Annotated in this window: 16 protein-coding genes; 4 read left to right on the forward strand and 12 right to left on the reverse strand. The window is 71.0% G+C overall.

Annotated features, from left to right (window positions below; all coding sequences use genetic code 11):
• Positions 1-7 precede the first annotated feature (7 nt).
• Together ABZ342_RS44390 and ABZ342_RS44395 are read left to right on the forward strand one after the other, a co-directional pair.
• Positions 8-703 (forward strand): response regulator transcription factor, encoded by a 696-nt coding sequence (locus ABZ342_RS44390; RefSeq protein ID WP_360486761.1) that lies wholly within the window; start codon positions 8-10, stop codon positions 701-703.
• Positions 693-2,636, forward strand: coding sequence for a HAMP domain-containing sensor histidine kinase (locus tag ABZ342_RS44395; protein ID WP_360486764.1), 1,944 nt, complete (start codon positions 693-695; stop codon positions 2,634-2,636). Before ABZ342_RS44390 ends, ABZ342_RS44395 begins: the two co-directional genes overlap by 11 nt.
• Positions 2,637-4,379: 1,743 nt before the next feature.
• Here the strand turns inward: ABZ342_RS44395 and ABZ342_RS44400 are convergent.
• The 9 genes from ABZ342_RS44400 to ABZ342_RS44440 all read right to left on the reverse strand — a co-directional run bounded on the left by ABZ342_RS44400 (position 4,380) and on the right by ABZ342_RS44440 (position 14,967).
• Positions 4,380-5,207, reverse strand: a complete 828-nt coding sequence (locus ABZ342_RS44400; RefSeq protein WP_360486767.1) for a carbohydrate ABC transporter permease — start codon at positions 5,205-5,207, stop codon at positions 4,380-4,382.
• Entirely contained in the window at positions 5,197-6,081 is an 885-nt protein-coding gene (locus ABZ342_RS44405) for a sugar ABC transporter permease (RefSeq protein ID WP_360486770.1), read from the reverse strand. The genes ABZ342_RS44400 and ABZ342_RS44405 overlap by 11 nt, the downstream gene beginning before the upstream one ends.
• Positions 6,078-7,367, reverse strand: coding sequence for a sugar ABC transporter substrate-binding protein (locus tag ABZ342_RS44410; protein ID WP_360486773.1), 1,290 nt, complete (start codon positions 7,365-7,367; stop codon positions 6,078-6,080). The genes ABZ342_RS44405 and ABZ342_RS44410 overlap by 4 nt, the downstream gene beginning before the upstream one ends.
• Before the next feature lie 73 nt (positions 7,368-7,440).
• Positions 7,441-8,496 carry a LacI family DNA-binding transcriptional regulator gene (locus ABZ342_RS44415; protein ID WP_360486776.1) on the reverse strand — a complete coding sequence of 352 codons (1,056 nt, stop codon included), beginning with the start codon at positions 8,494-8,496 and terminating at the stop codon, positions 7,441-7,443.
• 48 nt (positions 8,497-8,544) lie between these two features.
• On the reverse strand, positions 8,545-10,164 hold the full coding sequence (locus ABZ342_RS44420; protein ID WP_360486779.1) for an FAD-dependent oxidoreductase: 1,620 nt from the start codon (positions 10,162-10,164) through the stop codon (positions 8,545-8,547).
• 241 nt (positions 10,165-10,405) lie between these two features.
• Positions 10,406-11,557, reverse strand: a complete 1,152-nt coding sequence (locus ABZ342_RS44425; protein ID WP_360486782.1) for a 4-hydroxybenzoate 3-monooxygenase — start codon at positions 11,555-11,557, stop codon at positions 10,406-10,408.
• Between the two features lie 71 nt (positions 11,558-11,628).
• Positions 11,629-12,363, reverse strand: coding sequence for an IclR family transcriptional regulator (locus ABZ342_RS44430; protein WP_360486805.1), 735 nt, complete (start codon positions 12,361-12,363; stop codon positions 11,629-11,631).
• 48 nt (positions 12,364-12,411) lie between these two features.
• A complete protein-coding gene (locus ABZ342_RS44435; RefSeq protein ID WP_360486785.1) occupies positions 12,412-14,178 on the reverse strand; it encodes a glycoside hydrolase family 18 protein in 1,767 nt (588 codons plus the stop codon).
• Positions 14,179-14,415: 237 nt separating this feature from the next.
• Complete coding sequence (locus tag ABZ342_RS44440) at positions 14,416-14,967, reverse strand: AAA family ATPase (protein WP_155541463.1); 552 nt, start codon at positions 14,965-14,967, stop codon at positions 14,416-14,418.
• 281 nt (positions 14,968-15,248) lie between these two features.
• On the opposite strand from ABZ342_RS44440, the gene ABZ342_RS44445 reads away from it, so the two are divergent.
• Entirely contained in the window at positions 15,249-15,671 is a 423-nt protein-coding gene (locus tag ABZ342_RS44445; RefSeq protein ID WP_155541462.1) for a hypothetical protein, read from the forward strand.
• On the opposite strand, the gene ABZ342_RS44450 is transcribed toward ABZ342_RS44445, so the two are convergent.
• The 3 genes from ABZ342_RS44450 to ABZ342_RS44460 all read right to left on the reverse strand — a co-directional run bounded on the left by ABZ342_RS44450 (position 15,649) and on the right by ABZ342_RS44460 (position 18,939).
• A complete protein-coding gene (locus ABZ342_RS44450; RefSeq protein ID WP_360486790.1) occupies positions 15,649-17,421 on the reverse strand; it encodes a serine/threonine-protein kinase in 1,773 nt (590 codons plus the stop codon). The two genes, ABZ342_RS44445 and ABZ342_RS44450, sit on opposite strands and share 23 nt — an antisense overlap.
• Positions 17,418-18,209, reverse strand: a complete 792-nt coding sequence (locus tag ABZ342_RS44455; RefSeq protein ID WP_360486793.1) for a hypothetical protein — start codon at positions 18,207-18,209, stop codon at positions 17,418-17,420. The genes ABZ342_RS44450 and ABZ342_RS44455 overlap by 4 nt, the downstream gene beginning before the upstream one ends.
• 364 nt (positions 18,210-18,573) lie before the next feature.
• Complete coding sequence (locus tag ABZ342_RS44460) at positions 18,574-18,939, reverse strand: hypothetical protein (RefSeq protein WP_360486796.1); 366 nt, start codon at positions 18,937-18,939, stop codon at positions 18,574-18,576.
• Between ABZ342_RS44460 and ABZ342_RS44465 the strand changes: the two genes are divergently transcribed.
• Positions 18,932-19,180 (forward strand): hypothetical protein, encoded by a 249-nt coding sequence (locus tag ABZ342_RS44465; RefSeq protein ID WP_360486799.1) that lies wholly within the window; start codon positions 18,932-18,934, stop codon positions 19,178-19,180. The genes ABZ342_RS44460 and ABZ342_RS44465 overlap by 8 nt on opposite strands.
• Positions 19,181-19,225: the final 45 nt, after the last annotated feature.

The following is a 19,225-nucleotide window of genomic DNA, read 5'->3' on the forward strand; positions in this document are numbered from 1 at the left end:
CGACGCCGTGTGCGCACGTGTACTGGTCGCCGAGGACGACGAGAAGCAGGCCGAAGTGCTCCGGCTGTACCTGGAGAGCGAGGGCCACACCGTCGTGCTGGCCCCGGACGGCCGGGCGGCCCTCGACGAGGCCCGCCGCGACCGGCCCGACCTGCTGGTCCTCGACGTGATGATGCCCAAGGTCGACGGTCTCGACGTCTGCCGGATCCTGCGCGGCGAGTCCGACGTGGCGGTGCTGATGCTCACCGCCCGCGCGACCGAGGACGACCTGCTCCTCGGCCTCGACCTCGGCGCCGACGACTACCTGACCAAGCCCTACAGCCCGCGCGAGCTGATGGCCCGCGTCCGGACGCTGCTGCGGCGCACGGCCGCGCGCAGCGAACCCCCGGACACGGCGTTGCGCGCCGGCGCGCTGCGGCTCGACCCGGTGCGCCACGAGGTGTCGATCGACGGCCGCCCGGTCGAGACGACCCCGGGCGAGTTCCAGCTGCTCGAGACGCTGATCCGGCAGCCGGGCCGGGTGTTCACCCGCCGTCAGCTGCTGGAGCTCACCCGCGGCGACGACCGGTTCGTCAGCACCCGGATCATCGACGTCCACGTGCTCAACCTGCGCAAGAAGCTCGAGCCCGACCCGCAGAACCCCATCTACCTGCGGACCGTGTTCGGTGTCGGGTACAAGCTGACGGCGGACGATGACGCCTAGCTCGAGGCGCTCTTCCCAGCCGAGAGCGCATCAACACAGCTTTCCGCTCCGGCGCAGTCTCGTCGTCCGGCTGACGGCGGTCTCCCTGCTGATCGCGCTGGGCTCGATCGCCGCGACCGCGTGGCTCGCCGTGCAGACGACCACCCGCGCGATCCAGCAGGAACAGGGCCAGGCCCTCTCCGGCGACGCGACCATCTACACCGAAGTGCTCGGCTTCGCGGCGGTCAACCACACCTGGGACCAGGTCGGGCCGAAGCTGAAGACGCTGTCCGACCAGACCGGCCGGCGGATCGTGCTGACCACGCTCGACCGCCGCGTCCTGGGCGACTCCGGCGGCGCGCCGGTCACCCTGCCGGTGAAGGCGACCGCGTCGGTCGACCCGCTGCACGTCGACCCGGTCCTGCTGCCCCAGGCGGGGACCAGCGGCATCGACCCGCGCGCGGTGGGTCCGTTCCGGCTGCCGGCGCAGGAACGCGCCGACCTCGACGGCCTGGCCAGGAAGGCGGCCGCCTGCCTGTCGGAGTTCGGCTTCCCCAGCCAGGTGCGGGACACGGCGAACGGCCGGCCGCAGCTCACCGGGCTCGACCCGCTGGCCGCCCAGTACTTCGCGGCCAAGTGCGGGATCTACGACCTCGCGGAGGCCACCCCGACCGAATCGGCCGCGCTCAGGAGCCTCGACGAAGCCGTGAACCGCTGCCTCCAGGCCCAGGGTGCCGAGCCGGTGAAGCTCGGGCTCGACTTCGAGGCGGTCGCCGTCGTCGACCAGGGCCCCAGCCGTGCCTGCGTCGACTCGGCCCGCCGCGAGCAGCTCACGTCGTTCGTCGCGCCGCCCGCGCTGCTGTTCACCCTCGGGCCGAGCGGGTCGCCGCTGCCGACGTTCACGCTGTCGCAGGAGAACCTGACGCGGATCCTCGCGGTGACGGGCGGCGTGCTGCTGCTGGCGGCCGCGATCACCGTGCTGGTCGCGCGGCGGCTGGCCCGGCCGCTGCGCGCGCTGACGGAGGCGGCGCAGCAGGACCGGCCGGCGCCGGTGAAGTCCCGTGACGAGGTCGGCTACCTCGCCGCCGCGTTCAACGACCTCACCGCCCGCCGCGAACGCATCGAGGAGCAGCGCAAGGCGATGGTCAGCGACATCGCCCACGAGCTGCGCAACCCGCTCAACGTCATCCGCGGCCGGCTGGAGGCCGCCGAGGACGGCCACCTGCCGTTCGACCGCGCGCTGAGCGCGTCGCTGCTCGAAGAAACCGTGCTGCTGCAGCACATCGTCGAGGACCTGCAGGACCTCGCCGCGGCCGACGCCGGCCGGCTGCGGCTGCACCCCGAGCCGGTGGACGCGGCCGAGCTGGCCGGCCACGTCGCCGCCGCGCACGCCGACCGGGCCGCCGCGGCCGGCGTCACGCTCACCGTCTCCGCGCACGGGGAGACGGGGTTCGAGGCCGATCCGGTGCGGCTGCGCCAGATCGTCTCCAACCTGGTGACCAACGCGGTCCGGCACACGCCGGCCGGCGGCCGCGTGACGATCCACGTCTCGTCCACTGTGGACGAGGTGGTGATCGCCGTCGCGGACACCGGCACCGGCATCGCCGCCGAGGACCTGCCGCACGTGTTCGACCGGTTCTGGCGGGCCGAGAAGTCCCGCAGCCGCCAGACCGGCGGCAGCGGGCTCGGCCTCGCCATCGTGCGGCACCTCGTCCGGGCGCACGGCGGCACCATCGACGTCGAGTCCGAAGTGGACACCGGTTCGACGTTCACCGTCCGGCTACCGAAGCCGGATCTCCGTGGTGAGGGTGCCGGGGTGCGGGACCCGCAGGACGTGCAGCCGCCGGGCGCCGTCGCGCAGGAACGTGACGGCGGTGGCGGTGACGGTGGCGGCGAGGGCAGTGCCCCAGCCGATCGTGATCGTCGTGCGGCCGCGGCGGATCGTCAGCCCTGACGCCGTCGCGCTCGCGTCCGCACCGTGGGCGACGGGCGTGCCGTCGGCGAACCGCACGTCGTCGCCCGGGTGCAGGACCAGCGGGATCTGCTCGGTGAGCGGCGTCGTGCCCCGGACCGCGCGGGTGACCGTGTCGCGCGTGATCGTCAGGTCCGTCCGGATCCGGGTGTCCAGGCCGTACCGGACGACGACGGGTGCGGAGCCGGGCACCTTCCGGCTGCCGTCCCAGACCCGGTCACCGATGGCGTAGGTGGCGTCGAGCAGACCGCGTGCGTCCGGGGTGCCGTTCGGGAGCAGGCTTGCCCAGCACTGGGCGTCGTCCTGTTGCGAGTGGACGACCATGCCGGCCCGCGGGTGCCACAGCATGCCCTGCGCGCCCCGGACGTAGGTCGACGGCCGCGTGCCCCAGAACCCGGCGAGGTACAGCTGCGGCCGCCGCACGTAGACGTAGGCCTGGTTCAGCGCGGTGTCCCGGCGCTGGACGGCGAAGTCGTCCGAGCGCAGGTACGGGAGCTGCCGGATCGACGCCTGCTTCTCGCCGTGCGACGGGAGCGCCTCGCCGTACGAGACGTGCGCGAGGATGCGCGGCGAGGTGTCCTGCTTGGCCGGTCCGATCGCCGGGCCCGGCGTCTTCGCCCACTGCCTGCGCGTCTCGGCGCGGTCCTCCCGCGTGGTGAAGAACGCGGCCAGGTCGGGCACCTCCGGCACGAACAGCGAGGCGAGGTTGGTCCGGTCCGGATCGGGGATGACGTCGTCGTAGTAGGAGACGTGCGTGCGGCTCGACGTCGCGACGTAGGTCAGCGAGCCCGAGCCGTCCGGTTCGCGCACGACGTTGTAGCCGAACCAGTCCGCGAACTTCCGGGCCATCCCCACGACCGTGCGGTTGCGGGTCAGCGCGTGGATCTCGGCCAGCTCCGGGAGCATCACCTCGAAGTTGTAGTTGACGTCCATTCCGGTCGGCTCGTAGAAGAACCCGGCCGGGCTTTGACCGTTCGCCGCGAGGAACTCGATCCGGTCGTGCAGCTGTTTCGACAGTGCGGCGTCCGGGTTCAGCTTCAGCGCCAGCTGCGACGACGACAGTCCGGACGTGTTCTGATTGGCGAACTCGATCGGGTGCGCCCAGATCGGGTTGGCCGGGTTCAGGAACCACGTCATGCCCAGGTGCAGCGAGGCTTCGAGGTCGGCCCGGCGGGCGGGCAGCGCGTCGACCTGACGCAGGTTGGCGAGGGTCTTCGCGAGGTAGCCCAGGCCGAAGCCGGTGGCGGCCTTGGATTTCTCGGTGATCGAGTACTCCGGGAACGAGCCGTCAGCGTGCTGCAGGTTCAGGTAGTGCGCGATCGCCGCGTCGAGGCGGTTCCGCAGCGCGGGGTCGAGGTAGTACGGGTTCCACGGCCGGCGGTTCGCGTGGAACCAGCTCAGCGTGTAGACGTGCTCCTGGACGCGGGCGTTGTACGGCTCGCTCGGCGTGCGCCACCAGCCGCCGCCGAAGAACCCCAGGGTGGCGGGATCCGTGCTGACATCGTTGACAATGCCCGGCAAAATGGCGAGATAGGGCGCGAAGCGCTGCTCCGCGGGCGTGAAGAGCCGCCGCACCGGGGCGCCGGGCGGCAGCGGGGCGAGGGGCGGGTACGGGCCCACCGGCGGGGGTACCGCGGCGGACGCTGTCCCGGCGCCGACGATGCCGAGCGCCGCGGCGGCGGTGGCCCCGCCGAGGAAGGTTCTGCGATCGATCACAACTGCCTCCTAGCCTTTGAGGCCGCTCTGGGCGAGCCCCTCGACGAACTGGCGCTGCGCGATGATGAACACGACCAGGACCGGCACGACCGTGGTGGTCGCGGCGGCGAGCTGGACGTTCCAGAGGTGGCCGCCGTAGACGTCGACGTACTGCGTCAGCGCCACCGGCAGCGTGAACATGTCCTTGTCGGTCAGGTAGACCAGCGGTTCCAGGAAGAAGTTCCACGTGTTGAGGAACGTGAAGATGGCGACCGCGGCCAACGCGGGTTTCGCGATCGGCATAGCGACGCGCCGGTAAAGCCCGAACCGCGACAGGCCGTCGAGCCGGCCCGCTTCTTCGAGCTCGCCCGGGATCGTGATGAAGAACTGCCGCATCACGAACGTCGCCAGCACGCTGGGCGCGCCGAAGATCGGGACGACGATCAGCGGCCAGTGCGTGTTGGTCAGCCCGAGGTCGTCGACCAGCCGGAACAGCGGGATGATCGTGACCTCGCTCGGCACCATGAGCCCGATGAGGATGAGCCCGAACACCTTCTCGCCGCGGAACCGGATGCGCGCGAACGCGTAGCCGGCCAGCGAGGAGAAGAACATCGTGCCGAGCGTGACGAGCACGGCGATGTAGAGGCTGTTGAAGTACTGCTGCGCCAACGGAAAGTCGGTGAACGCGGCCTTGTAGTTCTCCCACTGCGGCTGGTTCGGGAACAGCTTCGGCGGGTACGCGAGCACTTCGTTGGCCGGCAGCAGCGACGCCGTGATCATCCACCAGGTGGGGAACACGAACGGCACGGCCAGCACGACCATCACGACGTAGGTCGCGATCTTGGCCCTACGACTCATGGAACACCCACCGCTTCCGCATCCGCCACTGCAGCAGCGTGAGCACGAGGATGACGAGGAACAGCACGACCGCCAGCGCGGAGCCGTAGCCGAGGTCGTGGTTGGCGAAAGCCTGCTGGTAGAAGTAGAACACCAGCACGTTGGTGCTGTCCGCGGGCCCGCCGAGGGTCAGCACCTGGATCTGCGCGAACACCTGCAGCGCGCCGGCGACGGTGATGATCGCCGTCAGCAGCGTCGTCGGGCTGATCATCGGCAGGGTGACCGAGCGGAAGCGCCGCCACGGCCCGGCCCCGTCCAATTGCGACGCCTCCACAATGGACTGCGGGATGCCTTGCAGCGCGGCGAGGAACAGGACCATGTTGAGCCCGACGTTCTTCAGCACCTGCACCACGATCACGGACAGCATCGCGGTGCCGTTGCCGCGCAGCCAGTTCGGCCCGTCGATGCCGACCGTCTGCAGCAGCGCGTTGATCCCGCCGTTGTCCTGCAGGAGGAAGTTCCACACGATCGTCCACGCGACGAGCGTGACGACCACCGGCGAGAAGAAGACTGTCCGGAACACCGTGGTGCCGCGCAGCTTCAGGTTGAGCAGCAACGCCAGCGAGAGCGCGAGCGCCAGGTTGAGCACGACCAGGCCGACGCAGAAGATCGCCGTGGCGCGGGCGACCTTCGGCGCGGTCGGGTCGTCGAAGAGCTTCGCGTAGTTGTCGGCGCCGGCGAACGCCGACGTCCCGGCCAGCAGGTTGACGTCCTGGAAGCTGTACCAGACCACCGCGGCGAGCGGCGCCACCACGAAGGCGAGAAAGCCGAGGGCCTGCGGGGCGATGAAGAGCCACCCCGCGAGCTCGTCGCGCTTCTTCGACGTCAACGTCATCGGCTCAGCGCCGGATCGATCGCCTGGCAGACACCGGCGAGCGCGGCGGGCACGTTCGCGTCCGGCTTCCACATCGGGTCCAAAGCGGACTGGACGAGCGAGGCGATCCGCGCGCTTCCGGTGTGCGACGGCAGTACGGCGCCGGTCTTGATCCCGTTCACGACGACGTTCTGCAGTTGTTCCTGGCTGAACAGCGGGTTCGCCTTGGCCAGGGTGGCCGCGTTGAGCAGGCTGTCGCGGGCGGGCGGGAAGTACTGGCCGAGCTTCGCCGAGTTGGCCGGGTTGGTGAAGAACGCGAGGAAGTCCGCGGCGGCCTTGGCGTGCTTGCCCTTCACCGGGACGCCGATCCCGGCCTGCCCGATGACCTGCGCGGCTGCCTTCGGCCCCGCGGGCAGCGGGACGATCCCCCACTCGAACGGCTTGGCCTTGAGCAGCCCGGCCCGGCTGATCTGCGCGATGGTCAGGCCGCTTTCCCCAGCGAAGAAGTCCGCCGTCGTACCCGGACCGGGCAGGGCCTTGTCGGTGAAGATCGCCTGGTGCAGGAACGTCATCGCGGACGTCATCTCCGGCGAGGTGAACCCGCAGGTCTTGCCGTCCGGGCCCCAGGCGTCGGCGCCGAAGCCGCGCCAGACTGAGGCCAGCAGCACCCACTGCTTGTACTCGAACTCGCGGATGACCAGGCCGGCCTTGCCGGTGTCCTTCGCGGCGACCTGGGTGGCGATCTGCTTGGCCGCGTCCCAGGTCCACCGTCCACTCGCGAGCAACTGGTCCGGCGTCTCGGTGATCCCGGCCTGGGTGAGCAGGTTCTTGTTGTAGAACATGCCGAACGGCGACGTCGAGAACGGGTAGGCGTAGAGGCCGCTGTCCTTGGTCCACAGTTTCGTGGCGGACGGGACCAGTTCACCCGCGTTGTAGCCGGCGGCGGCGTCCAATGTGGGCTTCAGGTTCGTGAGCGCTCCCGATTGGACGAAGTCGGGCGCGTCGCGTTCGAGGATCCACGCCAGGTCGGGCGGGTTGCCGCCGGAGAGCTGGGTGGTGAGCGCGGCCGAGTAGGCGCTGGTGTCCCCCGGCACGACGTCGAACTTGACCGACGCGACTTCCGGGTGGGCCTTGCGGTACTCGGTCGCGATGGAGTCGAAGAGGGCGAGCTGGTTCTTGTCGGTCGTCCAGACCGTCATGCGCAGGGCGATGTCTTTGTCGTCGCCGGCGCCGCCCGAGCACGCCGCCGAAGCCAGTGCGACGGCGGACAGGGCCGCGGCGAGCAGCCGGATTCTCCGGTAGGCCACGATGCCTCCTGGTTATTCGAATTAGCAGCGACCGTAAGCGTCGCCTGGAATGCTGTCAACAGGCCGTTCGGCCTCAGCGGGAGTCTGTTGTGGAGGGTCTCGCCGTGGTGGCGCCCTCGTGGATCGTGCACGGCAGGAGCAGCTGGCGGGGCTTGGGGTTCTTCAGCAGCCCGACGAGCACGCGCACGGCGTGCGCGCCCATTTCGTGGCGCGGGATGCGGAACATCGACCAGTCGGTGGCGGTGCTCGGCACGGCGTGCGCGTGCGGCTGCTGCGACGGGTCGGCGTCGCCCAGCACCACGATCGACAGGTCGTCGGGCACGCCCAGGCCGAGTTCGTGCGCGCAGGCCAAGAGGCCGTCGGCCATCGCCAAGCTCTCGACGAGCAGCGCCGTGACGCCCTCGTCGAGCGCCTGCCGCAGCGCGACCGCCGGGTCCTCTTCGAGGAACACCAGCGGCGGGCGGCGCCGCTTGCGCGCCGCCGCTTCGTAACCGCTGCGGCGATCGAGCGTCGGCTCGTTCTCCTCGGTCACGCTGAGCAGGCCGATCCGGCGGTGCCCGAGCGCCCACAACCGGTCGTGGACCTCACGGGTGGCCGTGACGTAGTCCGCGCCGACATAGCTGATCGGCCCGGTCGGCGACTCGCGGCGCCCGACGAACACGAACGGGAACTGCTCCTCGACGAGCTGCGCGAGCTCTTGGGGGTCGTTGTGCCGGCCCAGCAGGATCGAGCCGTCGGCGATGCGCAGGCGGTTCGTGCCCTGGTCGTAGATGCGGCGGCGCCCGTCGCGGCGGCCACCGCTGGTGAACAGCAGCAGGTCGAAGCCCTGTTCCTCGGCCTCCTCCTCGATGCCGAGCAGGAACGGCCGGTAGAAGTCGGCCACCCCGGACGGGAACACCGACTCGTAGGTGAAGACGCCGAGGATCTGGTTGGTCCCGCCGCGCAGCCGGCGGCCCATGATGTCCACGGTGTACCCGGTTTCGCGGAGCACCTGCTGCACGCGGTCGCGGGTCTCGGGGGTGATGCGCAGGCTGTCGGAGCCGTTGAGGACCATGGACACGACGGCCTGCGAGACGCCGGCCAGGCGCGCCACCTGGGCCTGCGTGACCCGGCCCGAACCCGCCGTCATCCGTGACTCCCTCCGGCTCGTCTCCGCCAGACCTTACCGGCGGCCGCATCAGTACCCCCGCACTTCCGGCCAGCGGCGTTCCACCCCGGCGTTGTCGAGCATCCGGGCGAAGTCTTCGAAGAGGCGTGCGTCGGTCTGGACGTCTCGCGGTTCGACGTCCTCGCCGATGGCGAACGCGGCGAGCAGCCCGGCGACCTCGCCGATGTTCCACTCCACGGGGTGCAGCCGGAAGCAGCCGTTCGTGATGTGCGTGGTGCCGATGTTCTTGCTGGCGGGCAGGAGGTTCTTGGTGCGGACGGGCAGCAACGCCCCCAGCGGGATCTCGTACGGGACGCTGGCGACGTCGATGTAGTTGTCCCCGCCGGTCGACGGGTGCAGGTCGATCCGGTAGCTGCCGACCCCGACAGCGTCTTCGCGGCGGACGCGGCCATCGACGCCGAGGATCTCGGCGGAGACGTCGTGTTCGGTGACGGTGGTGACGGCCTTGATGCGCCGTGCTTCGCGGACGTACGCCGACTTCGCGAGACCGTCTTTCGTGTCGGTGACGTCCGGGCGCAGCCTGAGTCCGGGGAAGCCGGTGCCGCCGTCCGCGCGGGGGGCCTCCGTCTGCAGCCAGTACAGGACGGACAGGCTCAGCTGCTTGGCTTCGTGGTGCGCCGCTTCGACGTCGGCTTCGGTGGTGTGGCCGGGGATCGTGAGCGCGGGCTTGAGCCAGTAGTCGTTGAGGGGCCAGTTGACGAGCGTGATGTCGGAGTCGAAGGCGCCGTCGGTGTGCAGGTTGCGGGCGAGGATGCGGCGGAAGGCCCACAGCTCCTTGTCGCCGGCGTCGGCGCTCTGGTCGGCGCTCACGGCCAGCGGGTCGCCGGGCGGGTTCGGGACGAAGGTGCGCTTGACGGGCTCGAGCGTCCGGGGGTCGGGCGCGACGAAGCCGAGCAGCGGGCCGGGCCAGAAGTCCGGCTGGTAGTCGCGCCAGAAGCCGTACATCTCCGGCTTGTCGATGACGTGGTTTTCGCCGTCGTGGTGGGAAACCGCGAAGCAGTACGTGATGCCCTGGAGGTTGGCCGGCGCGGCTTCCTCGGGCGCGTGCGGCTCGTCGTGCGTGCTCCTGGCTTCCGCCCCGGTGACGTGCTCGGTGCCGGTGAGTGGCAGGAGGTCGCCGTTCTCGGTGGCGTCGAGGACGTACTGCGCCTTGACGGTGACCTTGTCCTGGCCGCTTTCGAGCACCACGGCGTCGACGCGGTCGTGCGTCGTGTGCGCGTCGACCGGCCGGTGGTTCCGGAGGACGTGGATCCGTCCGGCGCTGACGTGCGGCGCGAGCATGGCCTCGATGACAGCCAGCGCCACGCGCGGCTCGTGGCAGAGCTTGCTGACGCGCCCGGCGCCGGGGTTCAGCTCCGGGCGCTTCGCGGCTTCGGCGCGGAGCGGGTAGTGGCGGCGGTAGTGGTCGCGGATGCCCGCGCGCAGGTCGCGGTAGGTGCGGGTGGAGCCGAACCGCTCGATCCAGGGGTTCTCGTCCGGCGGCACGGCTTGCGCGGTGAGCTGCCCGCCGAGCCAGCCGGTCTCCTCGGTGAGCACGACCCGGCGGCCGTGGCTCGCCGCGGCCAGCGCGGCGGCGACCCCGCCGAGTCCCCCGCCGACCACCAGAATCTCCGTGTCCAGTTCCCTCATGAAGCCTTCCCGGCGCTGATAATTCGAATTACTACGCGGGTATGGTGCGCTGGGCAGGCGTCGGGCGTCAAGAGCCAGAACCGGACAGACCCCGTGATCAGCGGGTCGACACGCGTGTCTGGAGGGTCGACACGCGTGATTCCCGGGTCGACACGGCGCCGGCCGGTGCCCTGCGGTGTGTCGACCCTTCAATCACGCGTGTCGACTCCCCAATCACGCGTGTCGACCCTTCCGTCACGGGTTACAGGGGGATGCCGGAGTAGTTGTCGGCCAGTTCGGTCGCCGCGGACACCGAACTCACGGTGCGGCGGAGCTGGGCGAGCTGGAGCTGGGCGTCGAAGTCGTCGCCGTGGCGGTGCAGCATCGACGTCATCCACCACGAGAAGTGCGTGCAGCGCCAGACCCGGCGCAACGCCGTCTCCGAGTACGCGTCGGCGAGCGTGTCATCGCCGCGGAAGGACGCGGTCAGCGCACGGGACAGCAGCGCGACGTCCGCCACCGCCAGGTTCAGCCCCTTCGCGCCCGTCGGCGGCACGATGTGCGCCGCATCCCCGGCCAGGTAAAGGTTTCCGTGTCGCATCGGCGTCGTCACGAAGCTCCGCATCGGGAGCACGCTCTTCTCCGTGATCGTGCCCGTCTCCAGCGTCCAGCCGGAAAAGGCGAGCCGCGTGGCCAGCGCCGTCCAGATCCGGTCGTCGCTCCACTCGGCGATGTCCTCGTCCGGCGCGACCTGCAGGTAGAAGCGGCTCACGCGTGGCGAGCGCATGCTGTGCATCGCGAAGCCGTCCGGGTGCCAGGCGTAGATCAGCTCGTCGGCCGACGGCGCGACGTCGGCCAGCACACCCAGCCACGCGAACGGGTACGCCCGCTCCCAGACCTGCGACGACGGGATCGACAACCGGCTCGGCCCGTGGAACCCGTCGCAGCCGACGACGACGTCCGCGTCGACCCGCTGGGCCGCGCCGTCGGCGTCCACAAAGGTCACCGACGGCGAGCCCGTCACGTCGTGCAGCGCGACGTCCGACGCCGAGTAGTACGCCGGGTGGCCGGCCTTTTCCCGCGCCACCATGAGGTCCTTGGTGATCTCGGTCTGCCCGTAGATCGTCACCGACCGGCCGACGAGGTCGACGAAGTCCAGGTGGTGCCGCTCGCCCGGCCACTGCAGGTGGATGCCGCGGTGCTCCATGCCTTCGACGTCGAGCCGGGCGCCGAGCCCCACCGAGCGCAGCAGCTCGACCGTGCCCGCCTCGAGCATGCCCGCGCGGATGCGCGCCTGGACGTGCTCGGCGGTCTGCCGCTCGACGAGCACCGAGTCGATGCCTTCGAGGCCGAGCAGGTGGGACAGCAGCAGCCCGGCCGGGCCGGCGCCGACGATGACGACCTGGGTGCGCACGGCAGTTCCTTTCACGCGACGAGAGCCCGAGCATGGGCCACCCCCCTCGGCGGCCACCACGACATTCTCGTTCAGTGAGAGAGTGTCCGCGAGATTCCCCGCGCCGCCGCGCGCAACGCCGGGATCTGCATCCGCGCGGAGTCGTCGTTGGGCACGATCACCGACAGCGCCGCGACGACGTCCCCGCCCGGCCCCCGCAGCGGCACGGCGATCCCTGTCGTCTCCTCGTCGATGAAGCCCGCGCAGAACGCGTAACCCTCGCGCCGCACGTCCGCCAGGAACCGCCGCAGCCGCCCCGGCTCGGTCAGCGTCGTGCGCCGGAAAGCCTCCAGTGGACTCGCCAGCACCTGTTCCTGCAGCTCGGCGGGCGCGTGGGCGAGCAGCACCAGCCCGGACGACGACGCGTGCAGCGGCAGCCGCCCGGCCACCCGCGTCACGTTCACGACCGCGCCGGGCGCGGAAAGCCGCTCGACGAACAGCACCTCGCGGTCCTCCAGCACCGCGAGCTGCGTGTGGTGCCCGACGACGGCGTGCAGGTCCTCCATGAACGGCATCGCCGCCTCGCGCAACCCCAGCGTCGGGGACGCGCGCGAAGCCAGCTCCCACAAGCGGACACCCACGCGGATCCTCCGATCGGGGTCGCGCCGCAGCCAGCCGTGCCCGACCAGCTCCTCGATCAGCCGCGACGCCGTCGCGACGTGCAGCCGGGCCCGCCGCGCGATGTCGGTGACGCGCAACGCGGGCGCGTCCGGTTCGAACGTCTCGAAGATCCGGACGACGCGCGTCAGCACGGAGTCGCGTTTCACCACGTCAGGCAGTGTGCCCCACCCCGCGGCGGGGCACACCGCGACGCGTCACGGCAGCGAGTTCAGGAACGGCTCGTGGCTGTTCTGGAACTCCCAGTTGTAGTACTTGTCCCAGTTGATCGACCACGTCATCAGCCCGCGCAGCGCCGGCGACGTCCCGCCGCGCAGCGTGTAAGAGCCGCAGCCACTGCCCTTGACCAGGCAGTTCACCGCCGTCTGGACGTCCGCGGGCGACGTGTAGCCGTTGCCGGCGCTGACCGCCGCGGGCAGCCCGACCGCGATCTGGTCCGGCCGCAGCCCCGGGAAGAACTTCCCGGTGTTCGCGACGGTGAAGCCGGCCTTGAGCATGTCGGTCATCGCGATGTGGAACTCCGCGCCGCCCATGTTGTGGTACTGGTTGTCGAGCCCCATGACCGGGCCGGAGTTGTAGTCCTGGACGTGCAGCACGGTCAGCGAGTCCCGCAGCGCGTGGATCACCGGCAGGTAGGCGCCGGTCCGCGCGTCGCCGGCGCTCGTGCCGCCGTAGAACTGGTAGCCGACCTGCACGAAGAACGTCTCCGGCGCCATGGTGAGCACGAAACCCGAGCCGTACTTGGCCTTGAGCGACTTCAGCGCGGAGATCAGGTTGACGATCACCGGCGTGGTCGGGTTGCGGAAGTCGCTGTCGCCGGCGTTGAGCGAGAGCGAGTGGCCCTCGAAGTCGACGTCGAGCCCGTTGAGACCCCACTTGTCGATGATCGCCGAGACGGAGCTGACGAACTTGTCGCGCGCGGCGGTCGTCGTCAGCTGGACCTGGCCGTTCTGGCCGCCGATGGAGATCAGGACCTTCTTGCCCTGCGCCTGCTTGGCCTTGATGGCGGCGGTGAAGTCGGCGTCGCTCTCGACGTTCGGGCACTCGGCGGCGGAACAGCGGTTGAAGCGGATGTCGCCGGAGGTGACGGACGTCGGTTCGCCGAACGCGAGGTCGATGATGTCCCAGGCGGCGGGGACGTCGGCCATCCGGACGTACCCGGAGCCGTTCGCGAAGCTGGAGTGCAGGTAGCCGATGAGCGAGTGCTTCGGCAGGCCGGTGTCGACGCAGCCGGTGGTGGTCGCGCTGGTCGTCCCGCTCTTCGGCGATTCACCGGCGGAGTTGTACGCGGCGACGGCGTAGCTGTGGGTCGAGCAGGCGGCCAAGCCGCTGATGGTGGCGCTGGTCCCGGTGACGGTCGCGACGGCCGTGGTGCCTTCGTAGACGCGGTACCCGGTGACGGTGCCGGCGGCGGCACCCCAGCTCAGGGCGATCGAGTTCGTCGTGACGCTGCCGGTGGCCGGGTTGCCGGGGGCACCGGGCGTGCCGGGGGTGCTGCCGCCGGGGCCGTCGAGGACGACGTCGTCGGCGTAGTAGGTGCCGGCGCCGTACCAGCCGTGGAGGTAGAGCTGGGCGGAGGTCTGGTTGCCGGTGGTGAAGGTGAGGGACAGCTGGTTGTAGGCGCCCGAGTTGCCCGACCAGGTCGAGGCGCCGCCGGTGATGCCGAGGTAGACGGGGTTCCCGCGCACCCAAGCCGAGACGGTGTACGTGGTGTTCGGCTGAACGGACACGGTCTGCGCGCACTGGGCGTAGTCGGCGCCGACGGGCGTGCCGGCGAGGGCGTACCCGCCGCCGTGCACGGGGGTGCTCACGGTGGTCGCGTTCGCGCAGGTCCAGCCGGAGAGCGAGCCGGCCTCGAAACCGGGGTTGGCGAGGAGGTTGGCCGCCTCGGCGGGACCGGCCGCGAGACCGGAGAGCGCCAGTACGCAGGCGGCGAGGGTTGCGGACAGTCTGGAACGCCTCATCGGGTCCTCCAGTCGGGGAGTTACCGATATTGTCTAGACCAATATGTAAAATGTCCAGACCAACTGAGGGTGACGGCGACCCTCGCGTCGCCCGGCTACGCGACCGCAGGCGAGGGCGGGGTGCGCAGGCACGCGAGCCGTCCGCCCAACCACGCGCGCCGACCAACCGGGTACGCGAACCGACCCCCAAGCACGCGACCCGGCCCTCCGAGCACGCGCGCCGCGGGACAGGTCGCGTCAGCAGCCCACCAGCAGCTTCGCCACCACTCGCGTCCGCCGTGCCCGCGCCCGGTCGATCACCTGCACGCTGCTCCACCCGGCCGGCACCCGCTCCGCCAGCAGCGCCTCGCGCCACTTCCCCGCCCGCCGGACGTGCCGGGCGAACGACCGCGGCCGCACGATCCGTCCGCGGCTCCGCTGCCCCGCCAGTGCCTCCGAAGCCGTCGCGTCCAGGAACAACAGCCGCACCGGCCGGCCGCTCACCGCGCCGACCAGCGCCAGGAGCGCGCGCGTCGAAGCCCGCGTCGACGGCTCGTGGACCACGATCGGCCCGGCCGCCATCGCCCGCCGGACCACCCGGGCGCGGTGCCACGCGTGGACCACCGGCCGGTAACACCGGTACGGCACCGACGGGACCGCCGCCGCCAGCCGGGCGCGGACCTGGTCGGAATCCAGCACCACCAGACCGGGCGCGGCGTGGTGGAGCATCGTCGTCTTGCCCGCGCCGGGCAGGCCCGCCACCACGAGCAGGTCGCGGGGCCCGAGCTCGATGACCGTGGGCTCGCTCATGCCCCCTCAACGCCCCGTCGAAGGTAATGGTTCCTTTACCTTTGACTCACGGAGCGTGATCAATCGGGGAGCAGACCCGACCGTACGGCGCACGCCACCCGCGAAGACGCCCCGATGTCACCTCCCGTGCCCGGCGTCACCCACTCGCCTGAAAACCCATGCGCGGCAAGGCATTCATCGCTCCGGAACCGCTTCGGGTGAAGATCGTCCGCATCCCTTCCCGGCGTCCGGATTTTGCCTATCTTCTGGAAGGACGCACCGCTAGAACAGGGGAACTCGCCATGACCCAGTCGCTGGAACTCCCGGTCCAGGAATTCTGTCTCGATTGGACGCTCACGGGCGACGACGGTGGCCGCGTCGGGGTCACGCTCTCCGGGCAGGTCGCCCTGCTCGACAACAACCGGTTCTACAAGATCGACGGCGTCGTCTACGTCACCGAGGGTGACGCCGACATCCGCGCGGTCGGGAACCCGTGCCTGTCCGTGCGCCGCAACGGCGTCGAGAAGACCGGGCGGCAGTGGGGCTGGGAGATGTGTTCGGCCCGCAAGCGCCTCGCCGCGCTGAACACGATGGAGGGCTACTTCGTCCGCACCGGCTACTGGGCACCGGCCGACCGCGCGATCCAGCTGAGCCTCTGCGCCGAAGCCGGGTGGAGCCGGCGCAAGAGCTACAGCCCGACCGTCACCGTCCGGATGGTCGACTGACCACTGTGGACGCCCGGCGCCGCGCCGCCGCGACCACGAGCCCGGCCGCGACCGCGCCCGCCACCGCACACCCGGCGCCGAACCCCGGAGCCGGTTCGTGCACCCGCAGCACGGAAATGCAGAGCCATGCCACGGCACCGAACAGCAGGCCCAGCACCGGCCCGCCGACCGACGCGCCGCGCCAGCGGTGGCCGTTGCGGATGGTCCGCAGCCCGGATTCGAGGTAGGCGAGCGCGAACAGCGCCAGGATGAGACTGCCCGCGCCCATCGCGCTGGCCAGCGGGTGCTGGCTGGTGAGCAGCGTGAACGTCTGCGTGACCGGCCCGGTCTGCACTGTCGCCGTGACCGCGCCGCCGACGACCCAGCGCGCGATGGCCGGCAGCGTGAGCTGCGCGGTGAAGCCGTTGCCCGCCGCTTTCGCCTCGGTTTCGGCCGAGCCCAACGGAATCCCGGCCGCGGACAGCGTGAGCGCGACGCGACCCGGGTTGCCGGTGCCGGTCAGCGTCAGCGGCTTGCTGAGGTCCACCTCGACCGGCACCGTGACGGGCTGCGCACCGAGGTTCAACGTCGGTGACGCCTGGTGCGGCAGCCGTTCCGGGTTGAGCAGTGCGAGGACGACCAGCACGATCGCGGCGGCCGCCGCGGCCAGCCGCAGCCACAGGACAGCGGCTTTCGAGCCGGACCCCTCGCCCGTCCGGCCGGAATCCGGACCTCCGTCACCCGTCCGGCCGTCGCCCGGCCCGGGACCGGTGTCCGGCCCGCTCGGCGCGACCAGCGTCGCGTTCGGTCCCGACGGCCGCTGGACCGGCCGGGTCCGGGCCTCCCCCGGCGGCGCCGGCGCGGTGGGCGAGTTGAGCCCGGCGATCACCCGGGGGGTCAGGTGCAGCACCGGCACCCCGGACCGCTCGAGCCAGCCGGGCCCGTAGACGGCGGTGGCGGCCCCGGCCAGGTCGGCCGCGAACGACTCGGCCTCGCGGTAGCGCGCATCGAGCTCACGCGCGAGGCTGCGCATGATCACGCCGGCGATCGGCATCGGGACACCCGCGATCGGCCGCGGGTCGGTGAACATGTGCTGGCGCATCATGCTGATCGCGCCGCGCGTGTTGTCGAACGGCAGCTGCCGGGACAGCAGCTCGTAGAGCACCGTGCCGGCCGCGTAGACGTCGGCCGCCGGGCTCAGCGCGTTGCCCATCGCCTGCTCGGGCGCGATGTACGCCGGGGTGCCGAGGATTTCGCCCCCGTGCGTGACGAGCGTGGCGCCCTCGCTGATCACCCGCGCGATGCCGAAGTCCGCCACCTTCACCACGCCCTGCAGGTTGAACAGCAGGTTCCGCGGCTTGACGTCGAGGTGCAGCACGCCGGCCCGGTGCGCGGCGTGCAGCCCGGCGAGCATCGCCAGGCCGATCGCGCACGCCTGCTCGCCGCTGACGCCGCCGCCGTGGAACCGGCTGTGCACGGTGCCACCGTCGAGCCGTTCCATCACCAGCAGGTGCTCGCGGCCGGTGCGGACGTAGTCGAACACCGGCACGATGTGCGGGTGGTCGAGGCTGGCCAGCACGCGGGCCTCGCGGTCGAACAGCTCGCTGCTGGCCTGGTGGTTGAGCACGTCCCAGGGCAGCTGCTTGATCGCGACGCTGCGCCCGAGCGTCCGGTGCGTCCCGGCGAACACGACGCCCATGCCGCCTTCGCCGATCTCCGCCCCGATGTCGTACTGCGGCAGCGCGGCGACCAGCTCGGCCGGTGCGCTCATCGGGTGAATTCCTGGGTCGGCGGGACAGCCATCCGGACCGTGGTGTCACTGTCGGTCACCGCTCGCGGCGGCGCCGGGTGCGGCGTCAGATAGCCGAGCAGGAACGCGATCGCCGCGGCGCCGAGCACCACCGGGATCTCGATCGCCGGCTCCGGCGGGACCAGCCGCAGCACCGACAGCGTGATCACCGCGACCAGGCCGGTGCCGAACCCGGCGGGCAGGAACCGCAGGCCGCGGCGCCACCGGTTGGCGGCCAGCCGGTGGCGGGCGAGCGCGAGCAGCGCACCCAGCCAGGCCAGGACGGTGAGCACGAGCATCGCCAGGCCGAAGACGCCGTAGACCGACCAGAAGGAGCCGCGGACGTCGGCGACCGTCGTCGCCTCGCCGAGCGTCGCACGCTGGGCGTCGAGCAGTTCGACCGACGAAGGCAGCAGCCCGGTCGCCTGCCCGACGAGGTCGCCGAGGTCCAGCACGAACGTCCGGGTGACCGAGCCCCGCGCCGGCACTTCGAACGGCGCGGTCGTGTCGTAGGCGAAGAACGTGAGGGCGAGCGCGACGCCGGAGAGCCGCACGCTGCGGACCTTGACCGGGGCGCTGCCGGAGTTGGTGGCCACGACCTGCAGTTCGACCTGCTTGGCCGGGTCGACCGGGACCGTGGCGTCGGCGATCGGCCGCCGGTCGATCGACACCTGCACATCGAGTGAGCCGGCTTCGGCCGACGCGGGTGGCGCGCCGAGCAGCACCCCGCACAAACCCAACGCAACCCCCGCCGCGATGACACGTCCCATTGGGCATCCCCTACTTGCGTTATCCGACTGGTCCGGAATGCTACAGCGAGCACACACCGGGGAGGGACGTCCCAATGCGATTCGTGGTTCGGCTGTTTTTGGGCGCCGTGGCCGGAGCGATACTTCTGCTCGCGGTCGCAGGTAACGCCAACGCACAATCACCATACCTATCTTCGGTTAGTTTACAACCATCAACTGGGAAGGCCGGAAGTTCCTTCACCATTTCCTGGAATTTCTATCCCTGCAAAGGCCCGGTCACCTTTTCCTGGAACGGCACGCCGATGTGGTCGGCGAACACCGACCTGCAAACCAACACCAAAGGCACAGTCGCAGCCCAGGTGCCGGGTAGCGCCCAACCCGGCACCTACCCGGTGACCGGCACCTGCACCAACGCCCGGACTGGCGCAGCGCTCAGCGGAGGCAGCCGGTTCACAGTGACCACCACGCCGACCACGACCCCGCCGCCCCCGACCACCACGACTCCGCCGGTCGTGACCTCGAAACCGACCCGGCCCGGCACCACCACGACCCCGCCGACCACGACCACCACTCCGCCGACGACCACGACCACCCCGCCGTCGTCGTCCACCACGCCGACCACGCCCGGCACCCCGACCACCACCAGCACCGAGCCGAAGCCGGGTGAGCTGGTGCTCGACCGGCCGAGCGTCCAGCCCGGCGACGAGCTGTCGGCGTCCGGGAAAGGCTGCGAGCCGAGCCGAATGGTCACCCTGACCTCCGACGGGATCGAGGTCGGCTCCGCGTACGCCGACGCCTCCGGCGCCTTCACCGCGCCGGTCGAGTTCACGCGGATCGAGGCGGGGCGGCACACCGTCATCGCCGAGTGCGGGGTGCGGCTGACCGGCGCGGTCGACCAGGTCGTGACGCGGTCGTCCGGCGGGCAGACCGGGACGCTGGTCATCCTCGTGTTCTTCGTGCTCGCGGGCATGACGGCGGTCCGCTTCCGCTGATCCCCGGTTGACATGCAGCCGTTTGGCTGCCTATCGTGAATAGGC

It is taken from the genome of Amycolatopsis sp. NPDC005961, from assembly GCF_040629235.1.
GTDB lineage: Bacteria > Actinomycetota > Actinomycetes > Mycobacteriales > Pseudonocardiaceae > Amycolatopsis > Amycolatopsis camponoti.

Excerpts from the sequence above, each read along its gene's own strand:
- ABZ342_RS44395 (WP_360486764.1), top strand. The coding sequence starts at position 693 with ATGACGCCTAGCTCGAGGCGCTCTTCCCAGCCGAGAGCGCATCAACAC.
- ABZ342_RS44400 (WP_360486767.1), bottom strand. The coding sequence starts at position 5,207 with ATGAGTCGTAGGGCCAAGATCGCGACCTACGTCGTGATGGTCGTGCTG.
- ABZ342_RS44405 (WP_360486770.1), bottom strand. The coding sequence starts at position 6,081 with ATGACGTTGACGTCGAAGAAGCGCGACGAGCTCGCGGGGTGGCTCTTC.
- ABZ342_RS44415 (WP_360486776.1), bottom strand. The coding sequence starts at position 8,496 with ATGACGGCGGGTTCGGGCCGGGTCACGCAGGCCCAGGTGGCGCGCCTG.
- ABZ342_RS44420 (WP_360486779.1), bottom strand. The coding sequence starts at position 10,164 with ATGAGGGAACTGGACACGGAGATTCTGGTGGTCGGCGGGGGACTCGGC.
- ABZ342_RS44435 (WP_360486785.1), bottom strand. The coding sequence starts at position 14,178 with ATGAGGCGTTCCAGACTGTCCGCAACCCTCGCCGCCTGCGTACTGGCG.
- ABZ342_RS44440 (WP_155541463.1), bottom strand. The coding sequence starts at position 14,967 with ATGAGCGAGCCCACGGTCATCGAGCTCGGGCCCCGCGACCTGCTCGTG.
- ABZ342_RS44445 (WP_155541462.1), top strand. The coding sequence starts at position 15,249 with ATGACCCAGTCGCTGGAACTCCCGGTCCAGGAATTCTGTCTCGATTGG.
- ABZ342_RS44450 (WP_360486790.1), bottom strand. The coding sequence starts at position 17,421 with ATGAGCGCACCGGCCGAGCTGGTCGCCGCGCTGCCGCAGTACGACATC.
- ABZ342_RS44455 (WP_360486793.1), bottom strand. The coding sequence starts at position 18,209 with ATGGGACGTGTCATCGCGGCGGGGGTTGCGTTGGGTTTGTGCGGGGTG.
- ABZ342_RS44465 (WP_360486799.1), top strand. The coding sequence starts at position 18,932 with ATGGTCACCCTGACCTCCGACGGGATCGAGGTCGGCTCCGCGTACGCC.